Origin of the sequence: Streptomyces sulfonofaciens, assembly GCF_014656295.1 — a bacterium.
Lineage (GTDB): Bacteria > Actinomycetota > Actinomycetes > Streptomycetales > Streptomycetaceae > Streptomyces > Streptomyces sulfonofaciens.
Map to the genome: position 1 here is coordinate 77,950 of NZ_BNCD01000023.1, position 21,852 is coordinate 99,801.

Here is a 21,852-nt window from a genome sequence, read left to right on the forward strand (position 1 = left end):
CGGCCGGTGCCTTCACCGGCCGGTGGCCCGGCCGCTCCCCCGCAGTCCCTCGGGACCGGGGGCGGCCAGGCCGTGCCGTCGCGGTTGTCGCGACCCGCCCTGCGGTGCCCGCGTCGCTGCCGGGTGCCGAGCGGGTCGGCCGGCGAGTGGATCAGGCCGGCGTCGGGTCCGCGGGGGGTGCGTCGGAGGTCGCGTCGGGCACCGGGGCCCCCGACGCCACGCCGGCGTCCGCCGCCTCGCGGATGGCGCGCCAGGCGGTCTCGGCCGCCTGCTGCTCCGCTTCCTTCTTGCTGCGGCCGGTGCCGGTGCCGTACGAGACGCCTCCGACGCGGGCGGCAGCAGTGAAGGTCTTCTCGTGGTCCGGGCCGGTCTCCGTGACCAGGTACTCGGGCACGCCGAGTCCCTCGGTCGCGGTCAGCTCCTGGAGGCTGGTCTTCCAGTCCAGGCCCGCGCCCAGGTTCGAGGACTTCTCGATCAACGGGTCGAACAGCCGGTGCACCAGCTCCCCGGCGGCATCGAGTCCCTGGTCGAGGTAGACCGCGCCGATCACCGCTTCGAGGGTGTCGGCGAGGATCGACGCCTTGTCCCGCCCGCCTGTCCCCTCCTCGCCCCGGCCGAGCCGGATGAAGGCGCCCAGGTCGAGCCCCCGGCCCACCTGCGCCAGCGCACGCGAGTTCACCACCGCGGCCCGCAGCTTGGCGAGCTGGCCCTCGGGCAGGTCGGGGTGGATGCGGTACAGCGTGTCCGTGACCACGAGGCCGAGCACCGAGTCCCCCAGGAACTCCAGCCGCTCGTTGGTCGGCAGACCGCCGTTCTCGTATGCGTAGGAGCGGTGGGTCAGCGCACGCACCAGAAGGGCGGACTCCAGTTGGTACCCGAGCCGCCCTTCCAGGAGCGTGTGGGACGAGGCCGTCGGACCATCCCCGGCGGTGCGGGGCCTGTTCTTCCTGGCGTCTGGCATCGTGCCCCTCACCAGCCGCTCAGACCTCTAGGACCTGGCGCTTGTTGTAGGTGCCGCAAGCGGGGCAGGCGTTGTGCTGCAGCTTGGGCTCGTGGCAGCGCTCGCACGCCACCAGGGTGGGGACCGCAGCCTTCCACTGCGACCGGCGGTGGCGCGTGTTGCTGCGCGACATCTTCCGCTTCGGAACGGCCACGGCTACTTCTCCTGTGAGTCATCCCCGCCGCGGCGGGGCACGTCCTTCTCGCCGTCCTGAACGGTCTCGGCGAGTCCCTGCAGTGCCGCCCAACGGATGTCGACGGCGTCGTGGTGGTGGTCCGGGTCGTCCGCCAGGCGCACTCCGCACTCGGAGCACAGACCCGGGCAGTCCTCCCGGCACACCGGCTGCATCGGCAGTGCGAGCACCACCGCATCACGCAGCACTGGTTCGAGGTCGAACAGACCGTCCTCGACAAAGAGCCTGTCCTCTTCGCCCTCTTCGTCGGCGGTGTCGTCCTGGCGCGCGCTCGGGCGCCCCCGGTCGTCGACGTCGGGATACGAGAACATCTCCTGGAAGTCCGCGTCGAGCGTGAGATCGAGCGGCTCCAGACACCTTACGCACTCCCCCTCGGCCGTGGCGTGGGCGGTGCCCGTCACGAGCACGCCCTCCATGACCGATTCGAGTCGGAGGTCCAGCCGCACCTCGGCGCCCTCGGGCACGCCGATGACTCCGGCGATGCCGAAGATCCCGTCGCCGCCGGGTGCCTCGACGGTGCGCGACAGGCGCTGCATGGCACCGGGCCGCCGCCCCAGCTCGTGTGTGTCGAACACAAGAGGGTTGCGGTGGTCGAGGCGGGCGTTCAGGGTTCTTCCTGCTTTCGTTCTTCGGTGCTTCACGACCGCTGTGCACGGTCGCCGCTGGTCAGTCAGGTGAGGAGGTGGCCGCGCCGCCGTGGGATCAGGGCAGCGGACCCGGTGAGTGCGACTCAGCGAGCGGGCAGCCCGGACCGCGAGCGTAGGCGCGACCGAAGAGCCAGGATACTGGACCCCTCGCACTGGGCCCAAACCGGTTGCGGGCGGCCCCATCCGGACGCCGCCCGGGGGCCGCACCGCACGCCGCACGGCGGCACACCACGGCACGCGCGGCGGCGCGCAGCCGGCGAAGGCCCCGCCCCGACCAACCACCCGCCGCACGGGCCCGGCCCCCCGTACCGGCCGCACAGCACCCGCCGCACGGGCCCGGCCGCACAGCGCTCCCCGGCGCCCGGGCCGGGGCCCGCCGCGGTCCGGTGGCCGCTACTGCTCGTACCCGCGCGACTGCTCGTACTGCCTAAGCTGCTCCGTGCTGATCATGCTGGTGTCGAAGAGGCTGGTCTCGTCCAGCGCGGCGGCATCGCCCTGGTGCGGGTCGTAGGTGCCGGTGCCGGGCTGCTGGGCGTACGTCTCCGGCTGCTGGTACCCGTACGCGTCCTGGCCGTAGCCGTAGGGGTCCTGCTGGGTGTAGCCCTGCTGCTGGTAGGCGTAGGCGTCCTGCTGCTGGTAGGCGCCCTGCTGGGGGTAGCCGTCCTGCTGGGGGTAGGCGTACGGATCCTGGGCGTACGCCGCCTGGTCGGCGTCCTGGGCCTGGTACGGGGCGGCGGTCCGGGGGTCCGCCGGCTGCGCGGCCTGCTGGCCGGCGAGCGGGGCGGCCGTGGCCTGGTGGGGGATGCGGGGCTGCTCCGGAGGACGGGGGGCGGCCTGCTGGTCGGGCTCCGCGGCCGCGGGCCGGCCGGCGAGGTCCGCCAGGTAGTCCGCGTCGCTGGTGTGACGGTTGCTGTGGCCGTCGGTGTCCAGGTCGGCCAGGTCGTCGGTGGCGACCCTGCCGTGCAGCTTCTGGCGGCCGCGGCCGACCGCCTCCAGGGTCTTGGCGAGCACCGCCTCGAAGGCGCCGAGCTTGACGTCCACGTAGGTGTCGGCCCGTTCGCGCAGGGTGGCCGGGTCCTGGCTGCGTTCGGGGGCCTCGGCGTAGTCGGGGTCCTCGTAGCCGTCCTCGTCGAGCCCCGGGCCGGTGCCGAGCAGCTTCTCGCGGCCGCGGCCGACGGAGCCGAGGGTCTTGGTGAGCACGACCTCGAAGTTGGCGAGTTTCGAGTCGACGTAGTCGTCGGCCTCGGCCCTGATCTCCTCGGCCTCCTGGCGCGCCTCGGCGAGGATACGGTCCGCCTCGGCCTGCGAACGGCGGGCGACCTCGGTGTCGGAGAGCAGGGAACCGCGCTCGGCGTGCGCCGTCTCGATGATCCGCTCCGCCTCCTGGCGGGCCTGCTGGACCATCTGCTCGCGGTCGCCGATCAGCTCCTGTGCCTGCGCGAGGGATCCCGGCAGGGCCTGCCTGACCTCTTCGAGCAGGGACAGCAGCTCGGCGCGGTTGATCACGCACGAGGCCGACATGGGCATGGACCGGGCGCTGCCGACCGCCGCGACGATGTCATCGAGCTTCTTCTGCACGTCCACCGTGTGCTCGCCATCCTCTGTGCTGTGAAGGGGGCCCCTTCGCCTGGAAGGGTGCGTGGCCGGTGCCCGTGGACCCCGGGGCCGTTCCCGTACCTCCGGGTCCACGGTCACGGGCTGCGGACAGCCTACGAAACGACTGCACCGACTGTACGGCCGGTCGGTCCCCGTGCGGCAGCGGATGACGCGGTGTCAGGCGCCGGGCGGGATCACTTCTCCCGCAGCCGCTGCAACAGGGCCTCGGTGACCACGTCGGGCAGCAGGTGGGAGACGTCGCCGCCCCAGGTGGCCACCTCCTTCACCAGCGAGGAGGACAGGAAGCTGTACGTGGGGTTCGTGGGCACGAAGAGGGTCTCGACGCCCGAGAGGCCGTTGTTCATCTGGGCCATCTGCAACTCGTAGTCGAAGTCGCTGACCGCTCGCAGGCCCTTGACGATGGCGGGGATGTCGCGCTGCTTGCAGAAGTCGACGAGCAGGCCGTGGAATGCCTCCACCCGGACGTTGCCGAACTCGGCGGTGACCTGGCGGATCAGGTCGATCCGCTCGTCGATGGCGAAGAGGCCCTTCTTCGACTTGTTGATCATCACCGCGACGTACACCTCGTCGTACAGCTTGGAGGCGCGGGCGATGATGTCGAGATGGCCATTGGTGATGGGGTCGAACGACCCCGGACAGACGGCGCGGCGCAACTGAAGTCCCTCGCTCTCCGGTCCGGTCATGGTGCGTGGTTCCTCGTAGAGGCGGCGCGACCGTACCAAAACGTGCCTTCGCCGTATCGCCGGGACCTGAGGGGCTCGAAACCACCGGGCCACCCGAACTCCCCGCCTCTGGTGCTGCGCTCCACGGTGACGAGCGCTTCGGCGGCGAGCCAGCCCCGGGCGCCGAGTGTGATCAGGATCTCGCCAAGATCGCTGTCCGGGAGCGCGTAGGGCGGGTCCAGGAAGACGATGTCGTAAGGCTGGCCGGGCGGTTCTCCCGCGAGGGTCTGCCCGGCCTTCCCGGCTCGGACCTCGGCGCCCGGCAGGCCCAGGGCGCGGACGTTCTCCCGCAGGGTGCGCACGGCCCTGGGGTCGGCCTCCACGAGCAGCGCGTGGGCGGCGCCCCTGGACAGCGCCTCCAGGCCCACGGCGCCGGAGCCCGCGTACAGGTCGGCGACCCGGGCGCCGTCGAGGGTGCCGCGCAGGGACTGCCAGGTCGAGAACAGGCCCTCGCGCGCCCGGTCCGAGGTGGGCCGGGTGCCCTGGCCCGGCGGCACGGCCAGGCGGCGTCCGCCGGCCGCACCGGCGATCACGCGGGTCATGTCAATCCTTGTCGGTCCGGGTACCGGGAGCGCCTGGTGGCGGCCCCCTGTGGTGCTCTGCCGCCAGTGTCTCAGCTTCCCGCCGAGGGCCTCTGCCGTTCCCTTCCCGGCTCCCTCCCGGAGGGTGCCGCCGTGCCCGGCCGCGGCGCGGTCGCCCCGGCCCCGCGCGGGGAGCGGGCGACCGGGCCGCGGCCAGCCCGGGCCGCCGCCCCGGGATGCGGGGCGGCGGGCTTGGGCGTGCCGAGGGTGGGGCGGGCAGGTTCAGCCCTTGACGAGGTGGACCGCCACGGTCTGGCTGTCCGTCGCGCTCTGGCCGGCGTAGTCCGGGTCGCTCGCGCGCGCCTGGGCCGAGACCTCCACGTCGCCCCTGCGGAACGGAGTGGTGCCGCTCGGGTCGGCCTGGGCCGTCCAGGCGACCGGGTCACCGGGCGCGCAGTCCACCGAGGTGCTGTAGCTGCCCCGGACGATGACGCCCTTCTTCACCTGTGTGACGTTGCCCGTGACATCGATCCTGACCGGCTTGTTGCAACTGACCGTGCCGTGCACGGTGGCCTTGCCGTTCAGGGTGCTCGCCGTGCCGTCGGGCGCGACGGCTATGCCGAGGTCGAGCGTGGCGGGCGGGGCGGGGTTGGCGATGTGCACCTCGCCGCGCAGCGCCGCGGTGCCCCCCTCGCAGTGCTGCTCGTAGGTGGCGTCCAGGGCCTCGACGTAGCCGTTCGGGCCGAAGTCCGCCTTGGAGACCGTGAAGGAGCCCGTGAGGGTGTTGCAGCCGCGGCCGTTGCCGTCCAGGGAGAGCCCGGGCTCCGCGGGGCCGTTGAACGGGTAGCGGGTGGCACCCTCGTAGGTGCCCGGCTCCAGCGCCTGGCCCTGCGGGGCGGCGAGGTCCAGGTACCACCAGTCGCCGTGCGCGCCGGTGACCGCGACGCTGACGTGCTGGTGGTCGGAGTCGGCCGTGACGTCGAGCCTGTCCTGCGCGTCGGTCGAGTAGGAGTACGACTGGCCGCCGCTGATGTAGTCCCCCGCGTCGCCGCTGAACTCGAGCGTGCCGGAGGTGGCCTCCTGTGCCTGTGCGGCGGCCCCGCCGAGCAGCCCGGTGGCGCCGGCGGCGAACGCCAGGGCGAGGGCCAGGGCCCCTGCCGCCCGGGCGGATCTGTACCTGGTGAGTTTCATGAAGTACCCCCCAAAAGTGTGGTGTGTCGCCCGGCGGGGAGAAATCCCCGGCCGGGTCGGGACAAGTCTGCCGATCACTCCGGATTGCCACAACTGTTTGAGCCGGGGGGAGTTACCGGATCCGGATCGCCCCCGCCCGGCCCCGGGGCCGGGGCGCTCAGCCCTTCTCCAGGTACTGCTCCCGCTCGGTGTCGAGCAGGGCGTCGAGGGCGGTCCGCAGCCCGGGCAGACGGATGAGGTCCGGGTCGGCGGCGACGACGGCGGCCGCCTCCGTACGCGCCTCGGCGATGATCTCCTCGTCCTCGATGACGGCGAGCACCCGCAGCGAGGAGCGCACCCCGGACTGCGCCTGGCCGAGCACGTCGCCCTCCCGGCGCTGCTCCAGGTCGATGCGGGAGAGCTCGAAGCCGTCCAGCGTGGCGGCGACGGCGTTCAGCCGGGCACGGGCGTCGCTGGCCTCGGGCATCTCGGTGACCAGCAGGCAGAGGCCGGGCGCGGTGCCGCGGCCGACGCGGCCGCGCAACTGGTGCAGTTGGGAGATGCCGAAGCGGTCGGCGTCCATGATGACCATCGCAGTGGCGTTGGGGACGTTGACGCCGACCTCGATGACGGTGGTGGCGACCAGGACGTCGGTCTCGCCCGCGGCGAAGCGGCGCATCACGGCGTCCTTCTCGTCGGGCGGCATGCGGCCGTGCAGGGACTCGACGGTGAGCGCGCTCAGCGGGCCCTTGGCGAGTTGCTCCGCCACGTCCAGGACGGCGAGCGGGGGGCGCTTGTCCGGGTCGGCTCCGGAGTCCGGGGGCTCGTCCTGCGCGGGGGCGGCGGTCTTCGCTGAGCCGGGCTCGGCGGCAGTGGTCCTCGCGGAGGCGGTGGCACGGCCGCCCGCGCCCCCCTTGCCGGCCCCGCCGCGCTCCTTGCCGCCCGGGCCCGGCTGGTCCTCCTCGTCACCGATCCGCGGGCAGACCACGTACGCCTGGTGGCCGGCCTCGACCTCCTCGCGGACCCGCTCCCAGGCCCGCTGGAGGAAGTGCGGCTTGTCCTGGGCGGGGACGACATGGCTGGCGATGGGCGATCGGCCGGCCGGGAGCTGGTCGAGGACCGACGTCTCCAGATCGCCGAAGACGGTCATGGCGACGGTGCGCGGGATGGGGGTGGCCGTCATGACCAGCAGGTGCGGGGGCTGCCTGCCCTTGCCGCGCAGGGCGTCGCGCTGCTCCACGCCGAAGCGGTGCTGCTCGTCGACGACGACCAGGCCCAGGTCGTGGAACTGGACCTTGTCCTCGATGAGCGCATGGGTGCCGATGACGATGCCGGCCTCGCCGGTGACCAGGTCGAGCAGGGCCTGGCGGCGCGCGGCGGCCCCCATGGAGCCGGTCAGCAGCACCACCTTGGTGCCCTGCTCGGCGCCACCGAGCATTCCCGCCTCGGCCAGCTCGCCCATCATCTCCGTGACGGAGCGGTGGTGCTGCTGGGCGAGCACCTCGGTGGGCGCGAGCATCGCGGCCTGGCCTCCGGCGTCGACCACGGCGAGCATGGCCCGCAGCGCCACCATGGTCTTGCCGGAGCCCACCTCGCCCTGGAGCAGGCGGTGCATCGGGTGCTCCGTCGCGAGGTCGTCGAAGATCTCCCGGGAGACCTGCCGCTGGCCCTCGGTGAGCGTGAACGGCAGCCGGGCGTCGAAGGCGGCGAGCAGGCCGTCGGGCAGCGGCCTGCGGGGCACGGCCGGCAACTGGCCGTCCGCGTGCCGCCGGCGGGCCAGGGCCACCTGGAGGACGAAGGCCTCGTCCCACTTGAGGCGGGCGCGGGCGTCGGCGACGTCCGCCTTGGTGGCCGGTCGGTGGATCTTGAGCAGCGCCTCCGGGAGCGGGACAAGGCCGCGGCCCTCCATGAGACCGGGCGGCAGCGGGTCGACGGCGTCCGGGGCGGAGGGCAGCACCGCGTCGACCGCCTTGGCGATCTTCCAGGACTCCAGCTTCGCGGTGGCCGGGTAGATCGGGATCAGGGCGCCCGCCCAGGAGTCCACGGCCTCGGCGGCCTCCGCGGTGTCGCCGGCGTCCGCGCGCAGCAGTTGGTAGGCGGGGTGGGCGAGCTGGAGCCTGCGGTTGAAGACGGAGACCTTGCCGGCGAACATCGCACGGGTGCCGGGCAGCAGGTCCTTGTGCGGCTTGTGCACGCCGCGGCCGAAGAAGACGAGCTGGAGCTGGCCGCTGCCGTCGGTGATGGTGACCTCGAGCCGCTGGCCGCTGCCCGACCGGAAGGACAGCAGCCGGGCGCTGGCCACCTGCGCGACGACCGTGACGTGCTCGTCGAGCGGGAGGTCGGCGAGGCGGGTGAGCTCACCGCGCTCCGCGTAGCGGCGGGGGTAGTGGTGCAGCAGGTCTCCGACGGTGTGCAGGCCGAGGTGCTCGGCCATCACCTTCGCGGTGGCGGGGCCGATCACTTTCCTCAGGGGTTCTTCGAGCGCGGGCACGAGTCCATTGGACACCACGGCACCGACAATCCGCGGACCCGGCGGCGGGAGCCGCGCACGGGACCGCGCGCGTCCTACTCCACGCCGATGAGGAGCAGCGGGCTCAGGTGGCCGCCCTGGTAGAGGACCGTGTCCACGGCCAGGTGGGAGTCGCGCACGTGCGCTTCGAGGCGCCGTGCGACGGCGTCGGGGAACCCCTCGGACAGCACGAGCGTGACCATCTCGCCGCCCGAGGACAGCATCCGGTCGAGGACCGCGGTGCCGGCGCCCGTGGCGTCGGACCCGATCACGGCCACGTCCCCGTCGATCAGGCCCAGCACGTCGCCGGCCTGGCAGACCCCGGCGCTGGTCCACGACTGCCGTTCGGCGACGGTCAGCTCGGCGAAGCGCGTGGAGCCGGCGGCCGACGTCATGGCGACCACGTCCTCGTCGAAGCGCCGCTCGGGCTCGTGCACGGCGAGGGCGGCGACACCCTGGACCGCGGCGCGGGTGGGGATGACGGCGACGCGTATGCCCGCGGTCCTGGCCTGTTCCGCCGCGGCGGCCGCCGTGTGCCGCAGCGCGCCGTCGTTGGGCAGCAGGACCACCTCGTGGGCGTGCGCCCGCCGGATCGCGGCCACCAGCTCCCCGCTGGCGGGCGGCTCCCCGGGGCGGGCGAGCACCGTGGTGGCGCCGGCGGCCGCGCACAGCGCGCCGAGGCCCTCGCCCGGCACCACGGCCACCACCGCGCGCCGGGCCCGCTCGCGCCGCGGCGGCTCGGCGGGGGCGGTGCCGGCGTGCGCGTCGCCGGCACCGAAGTGGGTGATGCGGATCCGGTACGGCCGCCCGGCCTCCACACCGGCCTCGACGGCGGCGCCCGCGTCGTCCACGTGCACGTGGACGTTCCACAGGCCGTCGCCGCCGACCACCACCAGTGAGTCACCGAGCGCGTCGAGCCTGGCGCGCAGCCGGTGCACGGCCGCGTCCGCGGCCTCCAGGAGGTAGATCACCTCATAGGCCGGGCCGGCGCAGCCGCCCGAGGAGTCCGCGGTGTCCTCGCACGCGGTGCCGGTGTCCTCGCACGTGGTGCCGGTGTCCTCGGCCGCCGCGGTGTACTCGTCCGCGGGACCCTTCAGCGGGCCGCGGGCCCGGGGGCCCGCGGGTTTCGGTGCCGTGCCGGTGCAGACCTCGGCGAGTGCCGCCAGGACGACCACGAGCCCCTGCCCGCCCGCGTCCACGACGCCGGCGCGGCCGAGCGCCGCCAACTGCTCCGGAGTGGCGTCCAGTGCGGCGCACGCGCCGTCATGGGCCGCGCGCGCCACCGCGCCGCAACCGCCCCGGGCCCGCTCCGCCGCCTCGGCCGCGGCGGTGGCCACGGTCAGCACCGTGCCCTCCACGGGATGGGCGACGGCCGCGTAGGCGGACTGGACCGCTCGCCGCAGGGCACGCCGCAACGCATCGGCACCGTCCGTACGCCGCAACGCGTCGGCACCGGCTGTGCCGCGCGGCCCTTCGGCCGCGTACTCGCCGCGCGCCTCCTCGTCCGGGCCGCGCGCCCCGCCGGCGCCGTCCGTGCCTCCGTCGCGCTCGCGGCCGCCCACCTGACCCACCTGACCCACCTGGCCCGTCGGACCCGCATGGCCCGTCGGACCCGCATGGTCCCCGTGCTCCGCGGAGAGCACCTGGGCCATGCCGCGCAGCAACTGCGCGAGGATGGTGCCCGAATTGCCCCGGGCGCCGATCAGTGCGCCGTGCGCCATGGCGCGCACCGCCTCGGCCAGGGTCGGGCGCTGCGGGTCGAGCCCCGCGAAGGCGGCCTCCACGGCCCGCACCGCGCTTTCCACCGTCAGATAGAGGTTGGTCCCGGTGTCCCCGTCGGCCACCGGGTAGACGTTGATGGCGTCGATCTCCTCGCGGGAGCGGCCCAGCCCGTCCAGCGCGAGCGTGCACCACGCGCGTACCGCGTCGGCGTCGAGGGCTCGTCCCGCGTCGTTCGGGGGGTGCCCGGCCTTCGGAAGGTGCCCGGACTGCTCGGACCGCCCGGCGGGGCGGGTCGGCCCGGCCGGCTCTCCACGGGGCGGCTGCTGCGGCGCCTGCGTCTCACTCGCCTCCTCGCTCTGCTGGGCTGGCACGCAGCGTAGACCCCGTGGGGGGCGTGCAGGAGCAGGGACGTCGCGGGGGCCTGGCCGGCGGCGGGACCCGTGGGGGATCACCCGTGGTAGTTTCGTTGTACGGAACCAGCCGTTGTATGCTGCTCCGGTTGCCCGATACCCATCGGGCCTCTTCCCTGGCAGCGCCACCCGATCACTGATCCCGGCATGCCGGGATCCACCGTACGTGCATCTGAAGTCTTTGGAGTGTCCCGTGGCTGCCAACTGCGACGTCTGCGGCAAGGGGCCGGGCTTCGGCAACAGCATCTCCCACTCGCACCGCCGCACGCCCCGTCGCTGGAACCCGAACATCCAGCGCGTGCGTGCCGTGGTCGGTGGGACGCCGAAGCGGCTCAACGTCTGCACCTCGTGCATCAAGGCCGGCAAGGTCTCGCGCTGACGTAACTCTCCCCGCCCCCCTCGAAGGGGCCGGGGGAGGCTCATGGCGCGGCCACCTCACCGGTTGCTGCTGAGCCGGTCCGCCCTCGGGTGGACCGGCTTTCGTGTGCCCCGCGGACACCGCGCTCGCGATGCCCGGCCGCACTCGTGCGGGAGGCATCGCCGTCCGCACCGGACGTGGCCCCTCGTGACGCGCGGCCGCACCCACGGCGCGTGGCCGCATCCGTGGCACCCCGCCACCGCACCCGCGCCGTCCTGCGCCCCTCCCGAGCCCGCGCGCCGTCGTCCCTCCGCGGCACCGGGCCCCCGGGCCCTGGTCCCGTACCGCACGCACCCCCGTGCCCCGCGCCGGAGCACGGGCACGGGCCGTCTCCCGGCCGGTCCGCGCCCGAGCACGAGGGCGTCTGCTACGGTCGAACTCGCGCCGCTGGGCGACGGGTCCCGCATCCCCCACGCGATCCTCGGTGCGCTGGGTGCCAGGGAGGGGACCAGGGCCCAGGGCGGGGACGGCACGGAACGGCTTGCTCGCGGCGCTCGACGGGCGGTCCCTGCTGCTGGTGCTCGACAACTTCGAGCACCTGGTGGACGAGGCGGCCCGCGTCACCGCGCTGCTGCTGGCGGCCTGCCCCGGGCTGCGGGTGCTGGCCACCAGCCGGGAGGCCCTGGGCATCACCGGGGAGGCGCTGTGCCGTGCCACCGCTGAGCACCCCGCTCGCGGTCCGGCTGTTCCTCGACCGCGCCTGCGCCGTCCGCCCCGGCGGCGGCGAAAACGGCGGCGAAAACGGAGACGGAGACGGCGACCGACACGGCCAAGGGGACGGACACGCGCGCGTGGCCCCGATCTGCGAGGCGCTTGACGGGCTGCCGCTGGCCATCGAACTCGCCGCGGCCCGGCTGCGCACCCTCACCCTGGATGAACTCGCCACCCGCCTCTGCCAGGGCCTCCACGCCTCCCCGGACGAGCCGGACGCCCTTGAGGGCGATCGGGACCTCCCCCGGGGCGGACGGTCGGCGGCGCCCGCGCAAGGACCGCCTCCTGCGGGCACGCCCCGCGCCGGCGGCGACGACCGGTTCCGCCTGCTGCCCCGCGGCGACCGCACCAAGGCTCCCCGGCACCGCACCCTGCGTGCCGTCGTCGAATGGATGGCAGCTCCTCGACGAGGAGGAGCGGGAGCTGGCGCGGCGGCTGACGGCGTTCTCGGCGGCGCGGCCCTGGACGCCGTCGAGGCCGTCTGCGGCCCCCGCCACCCGGAGGACCTGCTGGCCTCGCTCGCCGAGAAGTCCTTCCTGGAGGCGGCCGGCGGCCGGTACCGGATGCTCCGGACGATCCGGGCCTCCTGCGCGGAGCAGTTGGACGGGCACGGTGAGGGCGACCGGCTGCGGGAGGCGCACGCCGCCTGCTTCCTGGCCGTCGCCGAGCGGGCGGAGCCCGGGTTGCGCGGCCGGGACCGGTTGCCGTGGCTGGCGGCGCTCACGGCGGAGCAGGGCAACCTCGACGCCGCCCTGCGGCATCTGCTGCGCACGGACGCGCGGCGCGCGCTGCGCATGATGGCGGCGCTGTCCTGGTTCTGGCGGCTGCGCGGACTGCACGGCGGGCAGGTCGGCACGGCCCGTGAGCTGCTCACGGCGGTGCTCGGGCAGCCGCCGGAGGGGCTGGCGGAGGAGTACGCGGTGTGCGTGTTCAACTTCCTCGCCGGAGACGGCCGCGACCCGCGGAACCGGCACGGGCCGCCCAGGCGGAGGCGGTGGTGGGCGCGCTCGGCCGGCGGCTGCGGCTGCCGTCCACCCTCGTGCTCTGGTCGGATACGACGGGACCGCTGCCACCGCCGCTCGACACGGACGTGAACACGCTGGTCGGCGGCGATCCCTGGGGCGCGCGCTGCTCGGCGTCGGGGTGGGGTTCCGGGAGCTGTTCGCGGGCCGGATCGCCGCGTCCGAGGCGGCGTTCACCCGCGGGCTGGCCGGGTTCCGGTCCACCGGGGCCGCTGGGGCATGGCCAACTGCCTCGATCCGCTCGGTATGTTCGCCGACTGGCGCGGCGAGCGGTGGCGCGCCCTGCGGCTCCTGGACGAGGGCCTCGGGTACGTGCGCGCGCTTCAGGCGCCGGAGGAGACGGCGGACCTGCTCCAGCGGCGGGCGGCGGTGCTGCTGCGGATGGGCGGGTACGGCCAGGCCAGGGAGCACTTCCTGGCGGCGGCCGAACCTCGCCGTGCCTACCGGCTGCTCGGCTCACCGCTGCTCGGCGGGTTCTTCAGGCGGCTCACGGAGAGGGCGGCGGCCGGCATCACGCTGAAGGACTACTCCCAGGACCTGTTCCGGACGGCGCCCTGAACCGCCAGCCGTGGTCGACGGGGCCGATGCCGCCGCCGAGCGGGAACCCGGCCGCGATCGCGCCGGTGACGTACTCCTTCGCCGCGGCCGCCGCTTCCGGCACCGAGCGGCCCTTGGCCAGCTCGGTGGCGAGCGCGGAGGCGAGGGTGCAGCCGGTGCCGTGCGTGTGCCGGTTGGGGTGGCGCGGTGCGCGCAGCCAGTACTCCTCGCGGCCGTCGGTGAGCAGGTCCACGGCCTCCGCGGCGCCGGGTCCCCCGTCCGCCGCGAGGTGGCCGCCCTTGACCAGGACCCAGCGCGGGCCGAACGCGAGCACGGCGGCGGCGCCGCGGCGCATGGCCTTGGGGCAGTCCACGTGCACGCCGGTGAGTTGGGCGACCTCGTCGAGGTTCGGGGTGGCGACCGTGGCGGTGGGCAGCAGCCTGCCGCGCACCGCGTCGAGCGCGGAAGCGGCCAGCAGCGGGTCGCCGTGCTTGGAGACGCCGACGGGGTCGACGACGACCGGTACGCCGGTTTCGGCGAGGAGTTCCGCGACCGCCTCCACCAGCGGCGCCGAGGCCAGCATGCCCGTCTTGACCGCCTGGACGCCGATGTCGTCGACCACGCTGCGGTACTGGGCGCGCACCGCCTCCACGGGCAGCTCCCAGGCGCCCTGGACGCCCAGCGAGTTCTGCGCGGTCACGGCGGCGACGACGCTCATGCCGTGGACGCCGAGCGCCAGCATCGTCTTCAGATCGGCCTGGATGCCCGCGCCGCCTCCGGAGTCGGAGCCGGCGACGGTCAGCACCCGTACGGGAGGGGCCATGGCGTTTCTCCGTCCTCGGTGCGGATGGGGCGGCCGGGTGCGGCGCCGGGCGGCGGGCCCGGGGCCTGCGCGGCTCAACCCTCGATGTCCGCGAAGTGGTCCCAGCCGCTCCTGCTCGTCCAGGGTGCACCGTCGACGGTCACCTGCGGCAGGGCCGAGGGGCTCAGGACCTCGCCGATCACCTTCCAGCGCGCGGGCAGCTTCACGTCCGCGGGGAAGGTGGCCACGATCGCGTGGTCCTCCCCTCCGGTGAGCACCCAGTGCAGCGGGTCCACGCCGACGGCCTGGCCGATGTCGTTCATCTGGGAGGGCACGTCCATGGCACCGGAGCGGATGTCGATCCTGACCTTGCTGGCCTCCGCGATGTGCCCGAGGTCGGCCACCAGGCCGTCGCTGACGTCGGTCATCGCGGTGGCGCCCAGCCCGGCCGCGGCGGGGCCCGCGTGGTACGGGGGCTCCGGCCTGCGGTGCGCCTCGACGAAGGCGCGGGGTGAACGGAAGCCGCGGGAGAGCACCGCGTACCCGGCCGCGGACCAGCCGAGCCAGCCGGTCACCGCGACGAGGTCGCCGGGCTGCGCCCCGGCCCTGGTGACCGGTTCGTGGTTGCGCAGGTCGCCGAGGGCGGTGATCGCGACGGTGATCGTGTCACCGCGCGCCACGTCGCCCCCGACCACGGCGGCACCGGCCACCTGGCACTCGTCGCGCAGGCCGTCCATCAGCTCGCTCGCCCAGGTGGCGGGGAGCTCCGCGGGCACGACGAGGCCGAGCAGCAGCGCGGTCGGCACGGCGCCCATCGCTGCGATGTCGGCGAGGTTCTGCGCCGCGGCCTTCCGTCCGACGTCGTAGGCCGTGGACCAGTCGCGCCGGAAGTGCCGGCCCTCCACGAGGACGTCGGTGCTCGCCACGACCCTGCGGTCGGGCGCGGCCACCACCGCGGCGTCGTCCCCCGGCCCGAGCCGGACCGCCGGGGTGGTGGTGAGCCGGGAGGTGAGCTCCCTGATGAGCCCGAACTCCCCCAGCTCGCCCACGCTTCCCTTCATCTGGAACTGCCCCTTCCGCGCCGGTGTCCTAGCGATTCTGCCTGCGGTTGCCGGGGGCGGGTGCGGCGGGTGGCCGGGCCCGGTGTCCGGTGCCCGCCGTGCCGCCGTCCGCGCTCCCGGTGATGTCTCACCCTGCCCGTCCGGAGTGGGCCCGATGTCCGCCACGGCACCCCCGGGTCTCCCCCCGGCGCGCGGCGACGCGATACCGTGGCGTCCCTTTCTTCCCCATGATCCCCGTGGCCGCCCTGGAGGTTCCGTGGTACAGGCGTACATCCTGATCCAGACGGAGGTCGGCAAGGCCTCGGCCGTTGCCGAGATAGTCGGCAAGGTCCCCGGCGTCGTCCAGGCCGAGGACGTGACGGGTCCCTATGACGTGATCGCCCGTGCGCAGGCCGACACCGTCGACGACCTGGGCCGTATCGTGGTCGCCAAGATCCAGCAGGTGGACGGCATCACCCGCACGCTGACCTGCCCGGTCGTCCATCTGTAGTCCCCGTCTACTCTTGGCCGGTGCGCTTCTTCCGTCACCGGCACGGCAACGCCGTCCGACCGCCCGTCCTCGTCCTGCTGCTCACCGCGTCGGCCGCCGCAGGATGCACCTCAACGGACGAGGCGGCGACGGTGGCGGTTCCCACCCCGGCGGCGAGCACGGCCTCGTACTGCGACCGGCTGCACCGGCAGCTCCCCCGGCACCTCGACGGCCTCGGCCGCAACGATCCGAAGCCGCGGTCCGCGCTGACCGCGGGGTGGGGCGACCCGGCGATCATACTGCGCTGCGGTGTCCCCCGGCCTGCGGCGATGGACGCGGCGCCGGGGGCCGGCGACGCGCCGGACGACGACGGTCCCGACGGCGTCGAGGTGAACGGCGTCGGCTGGCTCTCCCAGCCGCAGGACGACGGCTCGTACCGCTTCACCACCACCCTGCGGAAGGCGTACGTCGAGGTGATCCTGCCGAAGCAGCGCACCGGGGAGGGCCTCGCGCCGCTCACCGACCTCGCGGGGCCCGTGAAGCGGTCGATCCCGCAGGGCATCGCGGACTGACGGCACGGGTTCGGGCGCACCCGGGCCCGTGACACACCCACCCTCGGAACGCACCCGGTCCTGGGCGCGCACGGGTCCTGGGGCGCGCACGTGGTCGGCGTACGGGCGCGACGTCCTGGCCGGCCCGTACCCCGGCCCGCACCGCGGCGCACGGTGGTGCGGGCCGGCGGCCGACGGCTAGCGCAGGCCGGTCGAGCGCCGCAGCGCCGCCTGCACCAGGCAGTCCACCAGCTCGGGGTAGGACACACCGCTCTCCTGCCACATCCGCGGATACATGGAGATCGGGGTGAAACCGGGCATCGTATTGATCTCGTTGATCACGAACTCCCCGTCCTCGGTGAGGAAGAGGTCCGTACGCACCAGCCCCTCGCAGGAGGCGGCCTCGAAGGCGGCGACGGCGAGCCGCTGCGCCTCGGCGGTCTGCTCGGGGGTCAGCGGTGCGGGCACCAGGCCGGTCGCGGAGTCGATGTACTTCGCCTGGAAGTCGTAGAACTCATGGGTCTGCACCGGCGGGATCTCCGCGGGCACGCTGGCCCGCGGCCCGTCCTCGAACTCCAGTACCCCGCACTCGATTTCGCGGCCGCGCAGCAGCGACTCGACGAGGATCTTCGGGTCGTGCCGCCGCGCCTCGGCGATCGCCTCGTCGAGGCCCTCGAACGAGGCGACCTTGGTGATGCCCATGGAGGAGCCCGCCCGCGCGGGCTTCACGAACAGCGGCCAGCCGTGCTCGCCCGCGAAGTCCGCGATCCGCTTGCGGGCCGCGCTCTCGTCGTGCTCCCACTCCCGCGGGCGGATCACCAGGTAGGGGCCGACGGGCAGCCCGAAGGAGGTGAACACCCGCTTCATGTACTCCTTGTCCTGGCCCACCGCCGAGGCCAGCACGCCCGAGCCGACGTACGGCGTCCCGGAGAGCTCCAGCAGGCCCTGCAGCGTGCCGTCCTCGCCGTAGGGCCCGTGCAGCACGGGGAAGACGACGTCGACCTCACCGAGCGCCTTGGGCACGGCGCCCGGCTCGGTGTAGACGACCTCGCGGCTGCCCGGGTCCACGGGCAGCACCACACCGCCCTCGGTGGACTCGGCGAGCTCCTCGACGCTGGGCACACGGCGGCCGGTGATGGCCATCCGCTCGGGTTCGTCGGCGGTCAGCGCCCAGCGGCCGTCGGCCGTGATGCCGATGGGCAGGACGTCGTACTTCGTACGGTCGATGGCCCGCAGCACGGCACCCGCGGTGACGACCGAGATGCCGTGCTCCGAACTGCGGCCGCCGAACACGACGGCGACGCGCGGCTTGCGGCTCTCGTGGCTCTGGGGGGAGTTCTCGCTGCTCATATCGCGACGAGAGTACCTGCTGGTAGCTCCCCCGTCAGCGCACCACGAACCGATCGGGCGAAAAGCCAGGCCGGCGCGGGTGCCCGCGACCCGGGAACGCCCGCACGGGCAGACCCGTCCGCCCCCTGGGGCCGCGCCCCGCGGACAGGCCCGCCCGGCGCCGGCGGACGCGGGCGCGCAGAGCGACAGGGGGCAGGCGGTGCCCCGGGGCTCAGCGCCGCTCGGGCTTCGCGCTGCGCGACATCAGCTCCTTGAGCGCCACCACCGGAGGCTTCCCCTCGTGCACGATGCCGACGACCGTCTCCGTGATCGGCATCTCGACGCCGTACCTGCGGGACAGGTCGAGCACCGACTCGCAGGACTTGACCCCTTCCGCCGTCTGCCTGGTGACCGCGATGGTCTCCTGGAGCGTCATGCCCTTGCCCAGGTTGGTGCCGAAGGTGTGGTTGCGGGACAGCGGGGAGGAGCAGGTGGCGACCAGGTCGCCGAGCCCGGCCAGGCCCGAGAACGTCATCGGGTCGGCGCCCATGGCCAGGCCGAGCCGGGTGGTCTCGGCGAGGCCGCGGGTGATCAGCGAGCCCTTGGCGTTGTCGCCGAGGCCCATGCCGTCCGCGATGCCGACGGCGAGCCCGATCACGTTCTTGACCGCGCCGCCCAGCTCGCAGCCGGTGACGTCGGTGTTGGTGTACGGGCGGAAGTACGGCGTGTGGCAGGCGGCCTGGATACGCCTGGCCACCGCCTCGTCACGGCAGGCGACCACCGCGGCGGCGGGCATCCTGGCGGCCACCTCACGCGCCAGGTTGGGGCCGGTGACCACGGCGACGCGCTCCTCGCCGACCTTCGCCACGTCCTCGATGACCTCACTCATCCGCATTGCCGAGCCCAGCTCGACACCCTTCATCAGGGAGACGAGCACGGTGTCGGAGTCGAGCAGGGGCGCCCAGGAGGCGAGGTTCTCGCGGAGCGTCTGGGCGGGTACGCACAGCACCGCGAGATCGGCTCCGGCGAGCGCCTCGGCCGGGTCCCCGGTGGCTCGGACGGCGGCCGGGAGTTCGACGCCGGGCAGGTAGTCCGGGTTGGTGCGGGTGGAGTTGACGGCGGCCACGACGTCCGCGCGGCGGGCCCACAGGACGACCTCGCACCCGGCGTCGGCGAGCACGACGGCGAAGGCCGTGCCCCAGGAGCCGGTGCCGAGGACGGCCGCCCTGACCGGCCGCGCGGGACGGGCCGGTTCACCGGGTGCGGCGAGTGCGGCGGGTGCGGTACCGGGGGGCCGGGCGGGCCCGGGGACGGCAGGCTCTGCGGACGCGCTCACTTGCCCGCCCCCGCTTCCCGGTCGCCGGTGCCGTGCGTCCCGGCCGACCTGCGCCGCTGTTCCATGCGCACCTGCCGGGGGTCGTAGGGCTTCGCGGGCGCCTTCTCGCCGCGCAGCACCTCCAGATGGGCGGTGATGGCGGCCATGATGACCTCGGTGGCCTCCCTCAGGAGGTCGGGGGTCAGCTCCTTGCCGTAGAAGCGCGACAGGTCCACCGGCGGTCCTGCCAGCACATGGTGGGTCTTGCGCGGCAGCAGGTTCGGCTTCTTGGCGTACGGCGGCAGGAGGAGGTTGACGCCCCACTGCGCGACCGGGACGACCGGGCACCTGGTCTCCAGGGCGACGCGGGCCGCGCCCGTCTTGCCGGTCATCGGCCACAGGTCCGGGTCGCGGGTGAGGGTGCCCTCGGGGTAGAAGGCGACGCACTCCCCGCGCCGCACGGCCTCGATCGCGGCCCGGAAGGCGCTGAGCGCGTCGGTGCTCTCCCGGTAGACGGGAATCTGCCCGGTGCCGCGCATCACGGCACCCACGAATCCCTTCTTGAAAAGGCCGTGCTTGGCGAGGAAACGCGGAACGCGTCCGGTGTTGTACTGGAAGTGGGCGTAGGCGAACGGGTCCACGTGCGAATTGTGGTTCACCACGGTGATAAATCCGCCGTCAGCCGGAATGTTCTCCATTCCGCGCCAGTCACGCTTGATCAGCACCACCAGCGGCGGTTTGCAGATGACTGCCGCAAGGCGGTACCAGAAGCCGATTCTGCGGCGGGACACGCGTGCACCTTCCGTCAGGGGTCTGAGGTCGCACAAGTGTCGCCCCAGGCCGCCGGTCTGTCGAGGACACCGTACGCCCGGGTGTTTTCCGTCCCTCGGCACCCCGGCCCGATTCGCTTACCCGCCCGGGCGCGAGTCAGTCCTGCCCGGGGGTGACAATGGGCGCGACGCGAAGGGACGGAACTCGGTGCACTGGACCCTGGTCATTCCGCTGAAACCCCTGGTGCAGGCCAAGAGCAGGCTCTCCGACACCGCGGGAGACGGTGTGCGGCCCGGCCTCGCGCTGGCCTTCGCCCAGGACACGGTGGCGGCCGCGCTCGACTGTCCGCGCGTCGGCGGTGTGGTGGTCGTCACCGACGACGCCCGGGCGGGGCGCGAGCTGGCGGCGCTGGGCGCCCGGGTCGTGCCGGACCAGCCCGCCGCGGGCCTGAACGCGGCGCTGGCGCACGGCGCGGCCGCCGTGCGGGCCCGGCGGCCGGACGCCGCCGTGGCGGCCCTGAACGCGGACCTCCCCGCCCTGCGGTCCGCCGAACTGGCGCGGGTGCTCGCGGCGGCCGGCGAGTTCCCGCGGGCCTTCCTCGCGGACGCTGCGGGCGTCGGCACCACCCTGCTGGCCGCGGCGCCCGGCAGGGACCTGCGGCCCGCCTTCGGAGCGGCGTCCCGGGCGCGGCACACCGCCTCGGGGGCTGTGGAACTCGCGCTGACCGGCGTCGACTCGGTCCGTCAGGACGTGGACACCGGCGACGACCTACGAGTCGCCCTCGCCCTCGGCGTGGGCCCGCGCACCGGCACGGCCGCGGAACGCCTGCTCATCTCGGGCTGCGCCAGGGACGCCCCAACGGGTGGGACATGAGTATCGAGGGCTGAGCCGGCGCACCTCACCGGACCGCGCGCCCCGCGGGCCGGCTCCCCGTCCGGTGAACGCCTCGCCCGGCTTCCCGCCCGGCGCCCTCCGGTCGGGCCGCCCGCCGCCGCTCCCCTCCCGGCCGGGCGCGGATGTCGGCCACCGGTACGTCACCTACGCTGCCCCTATGCAGGCGACCGCGTACACGTACGACCCCGAGACCCGCAGCGGCAGCGTGCTGCTCGACGACGGCACCCCGGTCCCGTTCGGCACGGCCGCCTTCGACGCGGGCGGACTGCTGCTGCTGCGCCCGGGGCAGCGGGTGCGGATCGAGGTCGCCGCGGGCGGCGAGGCGGACGGCGGCACGGACACCGGGCGACCGGACGGTGAGACGCCGTCCCACGCCGCGTCCGGCGGCCGCGGCGCACGCGACGGCGCGCGCGCAGACCGGGCGCTGGACGGGACTCCCGACGCGGACGAGCCGTCGACAGCATCGGCGCCGTCGGGCACCGCTCTGCGGATCACGCTCGTCACGCTGGCGACGCTCTGAGGAGCAGCGCCCGATCCGCTGTGTGACCGAGCCCACGCGCTCGGTCATCCTCCGGTCCACCGCACCCGCCCGACCCGCCGGCCCCGCGCCGCCCCGGCCGCAGCCGCAGCGGCGGGCGGCGGACACACCGCGGGCCGGGCTCCCCCAGGGAGTCCGGCCCGGCGCGAGTGCCCGTACCGCCGCGTGCCCCTACCTCCTGCGGGCCGTGGCCTTCTTGGCGGTGCTGGTCGTGCGTCCCGCCGATTTCTTGGCGGGGGCCTTCTTGGCCGTCGCCTTCCTCGCCGGGGCCGACTTGCGCGCCGTGGCCTTCTTCGCCGTCGACTTCTTCGCCGGGGCGGCCTTCTTGGCGGTGGTCTTCGCCGGGGCCTTCTTCGCGGTCGTCTTCTTGGCCGTCGTCTTCTTCGCGGGCGCCGCCTTCTTCGCCGGGGTCCGCTTCGCGGCGGTCGTCTTCGCGGCCGCCTGCTTGGCCGTCGCCTTCTTCGCCGCGGCCTTGGCGGTGGTCCTGGTCCCGCCCGACAGACTGCCCTTGGGGGCCTTCTTGACGGCGACATCATGCTTCGGGAGCTTCTTGGAGCCGCTCACCAGGTCCTTGAAGCCCTGGCCCGCGCGGAACCGGGGCACCGAGGTCTTCTTGACCCTCACCCGCTCCCCGGTCTGCGGGTTGCGGGCGTAGCGGGCGGGCCGGTCGACCTTCTCGAACGACCCGAAGCCGGTGACCGAGATCCGCTCCCCCCCGACCACCGCGCGGACGATGGCGTCCAGGACGGCGTCGACGGCATCGGCCGCCTGCTGACGCCCGCCCATCTTGTCGGCAATCGCTTCTACGAGCTGCGCCTTGTTCACGTCTTCCCCTTCGGAGACATCGCCAGAACGAATCTGTTCAAGCTTTTTCGCACGTTAGGCAGATATATACCGCAAATCAAACACGAAACGGCCTAATC

At 74.1% G+C, this 21,852-nt stretch carries 22 protein-coding genes; 7 read left to right on the forward strand and 15 right to left on the reverse strand.

Going from position 1 to position 21,852, the window contains the following annotated elements; translation table 11 throughout:
- Positions 1-151: 151 nt before the first annotated feature.
- From rnc to IE313_RS28840, 9 genes are all read right to left on the reverse strand, one after another.
- Positions 152-961: a ribonuclease III gene (gene rnc, locus IE313_RS28800; protein ID WP_189937334.1), complete on the reverse strand. Its 810-nt coding sequence runs from the start codon at positions 959-961 to the stop codon at positions 152-154.
- 19 nt (positions 962-980) lie between these two features.
- The gene (rpmF, locus tag IE313_RS28805) at positions 981-1,154 is read right to left on the reverse strand and encodes a 50S ribosomal protein L32 (RefSeq protein ID WP_189937336.1); all 174 of its coding nucleotides are present in this window, start codon (positions 1,152-1,154) and stop codon (positions 981-983) included.
- A gap of 2 nt (positions 1,155-1,156) precedes the next feature.
- Positions 1,157-1,834 (reverse strand): YceD family protein, encoded by a 678-nt coding sequence (locus tag IE313_RS28810; protein WP_373317084.1) that lies wholly within the window; start codon positions 1,832-1,834, stop codon positions 1,157-1,159.
- A 399-nt stretch (positions 1,835-2,233) separates the two neighbouring features.
- On the reverse strand, positions 2,234-3,424 hold the full coding sequence (locus tag IE313_RS28815) for a cell division initiation protein (RefSeq protein WP_189937338.1): 1,191 nt from the start codon (positions 3,422-3,424) through the stop codon (positions 2,234-2,236).
- 206 nt (positions 3,425-3,630) lie between these two features.
- Entirely contained in the window at positions 3,631-4,110 is a 480-nt protein-coding gene (gene coaD / locus IE313_RS28820) for a pantetheine-phosphate adenylyltransferase (protein ID WP_189937393.1), read from the reverse strand.
- 26 nt (positions 4,111-4,136) lie between these two features.
- Positions 4,137-4,721: a 16S rRNA (guanine(966)-N(2))-methyltransferase RsmD gene (gene rsmD, locus IE313_RS28825; RefSeq protein WP_189937339.1), complete on the reverse strand. Its 585-nt coding sequence runs from the start codon at positions 4,719-4,721 to the stop codon at positions 4,137-4,139.
- A 261-nt stretch (positions 4,722-4,982) separates the two neighbouring features.
- Entirely contained in the window at positions 4,983-5,891 is a 909-nt protein-coding gene (locus IE313_RS28830; protein WP_189937341.1) for a hypothetical protein, read from the reverse strand.
- Positions 5,892-6,048: 157 nt separating this feature from the next.
- On the reverse strand, positions 6,049-8,376 hold the full coding sequence (gene recG, locus IE313_RS28835) for an ATP-dependent DNA helicase RecG (protein WP_189937395.1): 2,328 nt from the start codon (positions 8,374-8,376) through the stop codon (positions 6,049-6,051).
- Positions 8,377-8,435: 59 nt separating this feature from the next.
- On the reverse strand, positions 8,436-10,277 hold the full coding sequence (locus IE313_RS28840; RefSeq protein ID WP_229925047.1) for a DAK2 domain-containing protein: 1,842 nt from the start codon (positions 10,275-10,277) through the stop codon (positions 8,436-8,438).
- A gap of 427 nt (positions 10,278-10,704) precedes the next feature.
- Here IE313_RS28840 and rpmB point away from each other — a divergent pair, with 427 nt between their 5' ends.
- From rpmB to IE313_RS36515, 3 genes are all read left to right on the forward strand, one after another.
- Positions 10,705-10,890 carry a 50S ribosomal protein L28 gene (gene rpmB, locus IE313_RS28845; RefSeq protein ID WP_189937345.1) on the forward strand — a complete coding sequence of 62 codons (186 nt, stop codon included), beginning with the start codon at positions 10,705-10,707 and terminating at the stop codon, positions 10,888-10,890.
- Positions 10,891-11,720: 830 nt separating this feature from the next.
- Positions 11,721-12,734 carry a hypothetical protein gene (locus tag IE313_RS36510; protein ID WP_189937347.1) on the forward strand — a complete coding sequence of 338 codons (1,014 nt, stop codon included), beginning with the start codon at positions 11,721-11,723 and terminating at the stop codon, positions 12,732-12,734.
- A 147-nt stretch (positions 12,735-12,881) separates the two neighbouring features.
- Positions 12,882-13,220, forward strand: a complete 339-nt coding sequence (locus IE313_RS36515) for a hypothetical protein (RefSeq protein WP_189937400.1) — start codon at positions 12,882-12,884, stop codon at positions 13,218-13,220.
- Here IE313_RS36515 and thiD read toward each other — a convergent pair.
- Together thiD and IE313_RS28865 are read right to left on the reverse strand one after the other, a co-directional pair.
- Positions 13,174-14,022 carry a bifunctional hydroxymethylpyrimidine kinase/phosphomethylpyrimidine kinase gene (thiD, locus tag IE313_RS28860; RefSeq protein WP_189937349.1) on the reverse strand — a complete coding sequence of 283 codons (849 nt, stop codon included), beginning with the start codon at positions 14,020-14,022 and terminating at the stop codon, positions 13,174-13,176. The genes IE313_RS36515 and thiD overlap by 47 nt on opposite strands.
- A 74-nt stretch (positions 14,023-14,096) precedes the next feature.
- Positions 14,097-15,062, reverse strand: coding sequence for a thiamine-phosphate kinase (locus IE313_RS28865; protein ID WP_189937351.1), 966 nt, complete (start codon positions 15,060-15,062; stop codon positions 14,097-14,099).
- A gap of 256 nt (positions 15,063-15,318) precedes the next feature.
- On the opposite strand from IE313_RS28865, the gene IE313_RS28870 reads away from it, so the two are divergent.
- Both IE313_RS28870 and IE313_RS28875 read left to right on the forward strand, forming a co-directional pair.
- Positions 15,319-15,552, forward strand: a complete 234-nt coding sequence (locus IE313_RS28870; protein ID WP_189937354.1) for an Lrp/AsnC family transcriptional regulator — start codon at positions 15,319-15,321, stop codon at positions 15,550-15,552.
- A gap of 20 nt (positions 15,553-15,572) precedes the next feature.
- Entirely contained in the window at positions 15,573-16,103 is a 531-nt protein-coding gene (locus tag IE313_RS28875) for a DUF3515 domain-containing protein (RefSeq protein ID WP_189937356.1), read from the forward strand.
- A gap of 177 nt (positions 16,104-16,280) precedes the next feature.
- Here the strand turns inward: IE313_RS28875 and IE313_RS28880 are convergent, their stop codons facing one another.
- From IE313_RS28880 to IE313_RS28890, 3 genes are all read right to left on the reverse strand, one after another.
- Positions 16,281-17,432 (reverse strand): D-alanine--D-alanine ligase family protein, encoded by a 1,152-nt coding sequence (locus IE313_RS28880; RefSeq protein ID WP_189937358.1) that lies wholly within the window; start codon positions 17,430-17,432, stop codon positions 16,281-16,283.
- Between the two features lie 211 nt (positions 17,433-17,643).
- On the reverse strand, positions 17,644-18,747 hold the full coding sequence (locus IE313_RS28885; protein WP_189937360.1) for an NAD(P)H-dependent glycerol-3-phosphate dehydrogenase: 1,104 nt from the start codon (positions 18,745-18,747) through the stop codon (positions 17,644-17,646).
- Positions 18,744-19,517: a lysophospholipid acyltransferase family protein gene (locus IE313_RS28890; RefSeq protein WP_189937362.1), complete on the reverse strand. Its 774-nt coding sequence runs from the start codon at positions 19,515-19,517 to the stop codon at positions 18,744-18,746. Before IE313_RS28890 ends, IE313_RS28885 begins: the two co-directional genes overlap by 4 nt.
- A gap of 187 nt (positions 19,518-19,704) precedes the next feature.
- On the opposite strand from IE313_RS28890, the gene cofC reads away from it, so the two are divergent.
- Positions 19,705-20,370, forward strand: coding sequence for a 2-phospho-L-lactate guanylyltransferase (gene cofC, locus IE313_RS28895; protein ID WP_189937364.1), 666 nt, complete (start codon positions 19,705-19,707; stop codon positions 20,368-20,370).
- A 178-nt stretch (positions 20,371-20,548) separates the two neighbouring features.
- Positions 20,549-20,911, forward strand: coding sequence for a hypothetical protein (locus IE313_RS28900; protein WP_189937401.1), 363 nt, complete (start codon positions 20,549-20,551; stop codon positions 20,909-20,911).
- A 189-nt stretch (positions 20,912-21,100) separates the two neighbouring features.
- Here IE313_RS28900 and IE313_RS28905 read toward each other — a convergent pair whose 3' ends face one another.
- Positions 21,101-21,754, reverse strand: a complete 654-nt coding sequence (locus tag IE313_RS28905) for an HU family DNA-binding protein (protein ID WP_189937366.1) — start codon at positions 21,752-21,754, stop codon at positions 21,101-21,103.
- Positions 21,755-21,852: the final 98 nt, after the last annotated feature.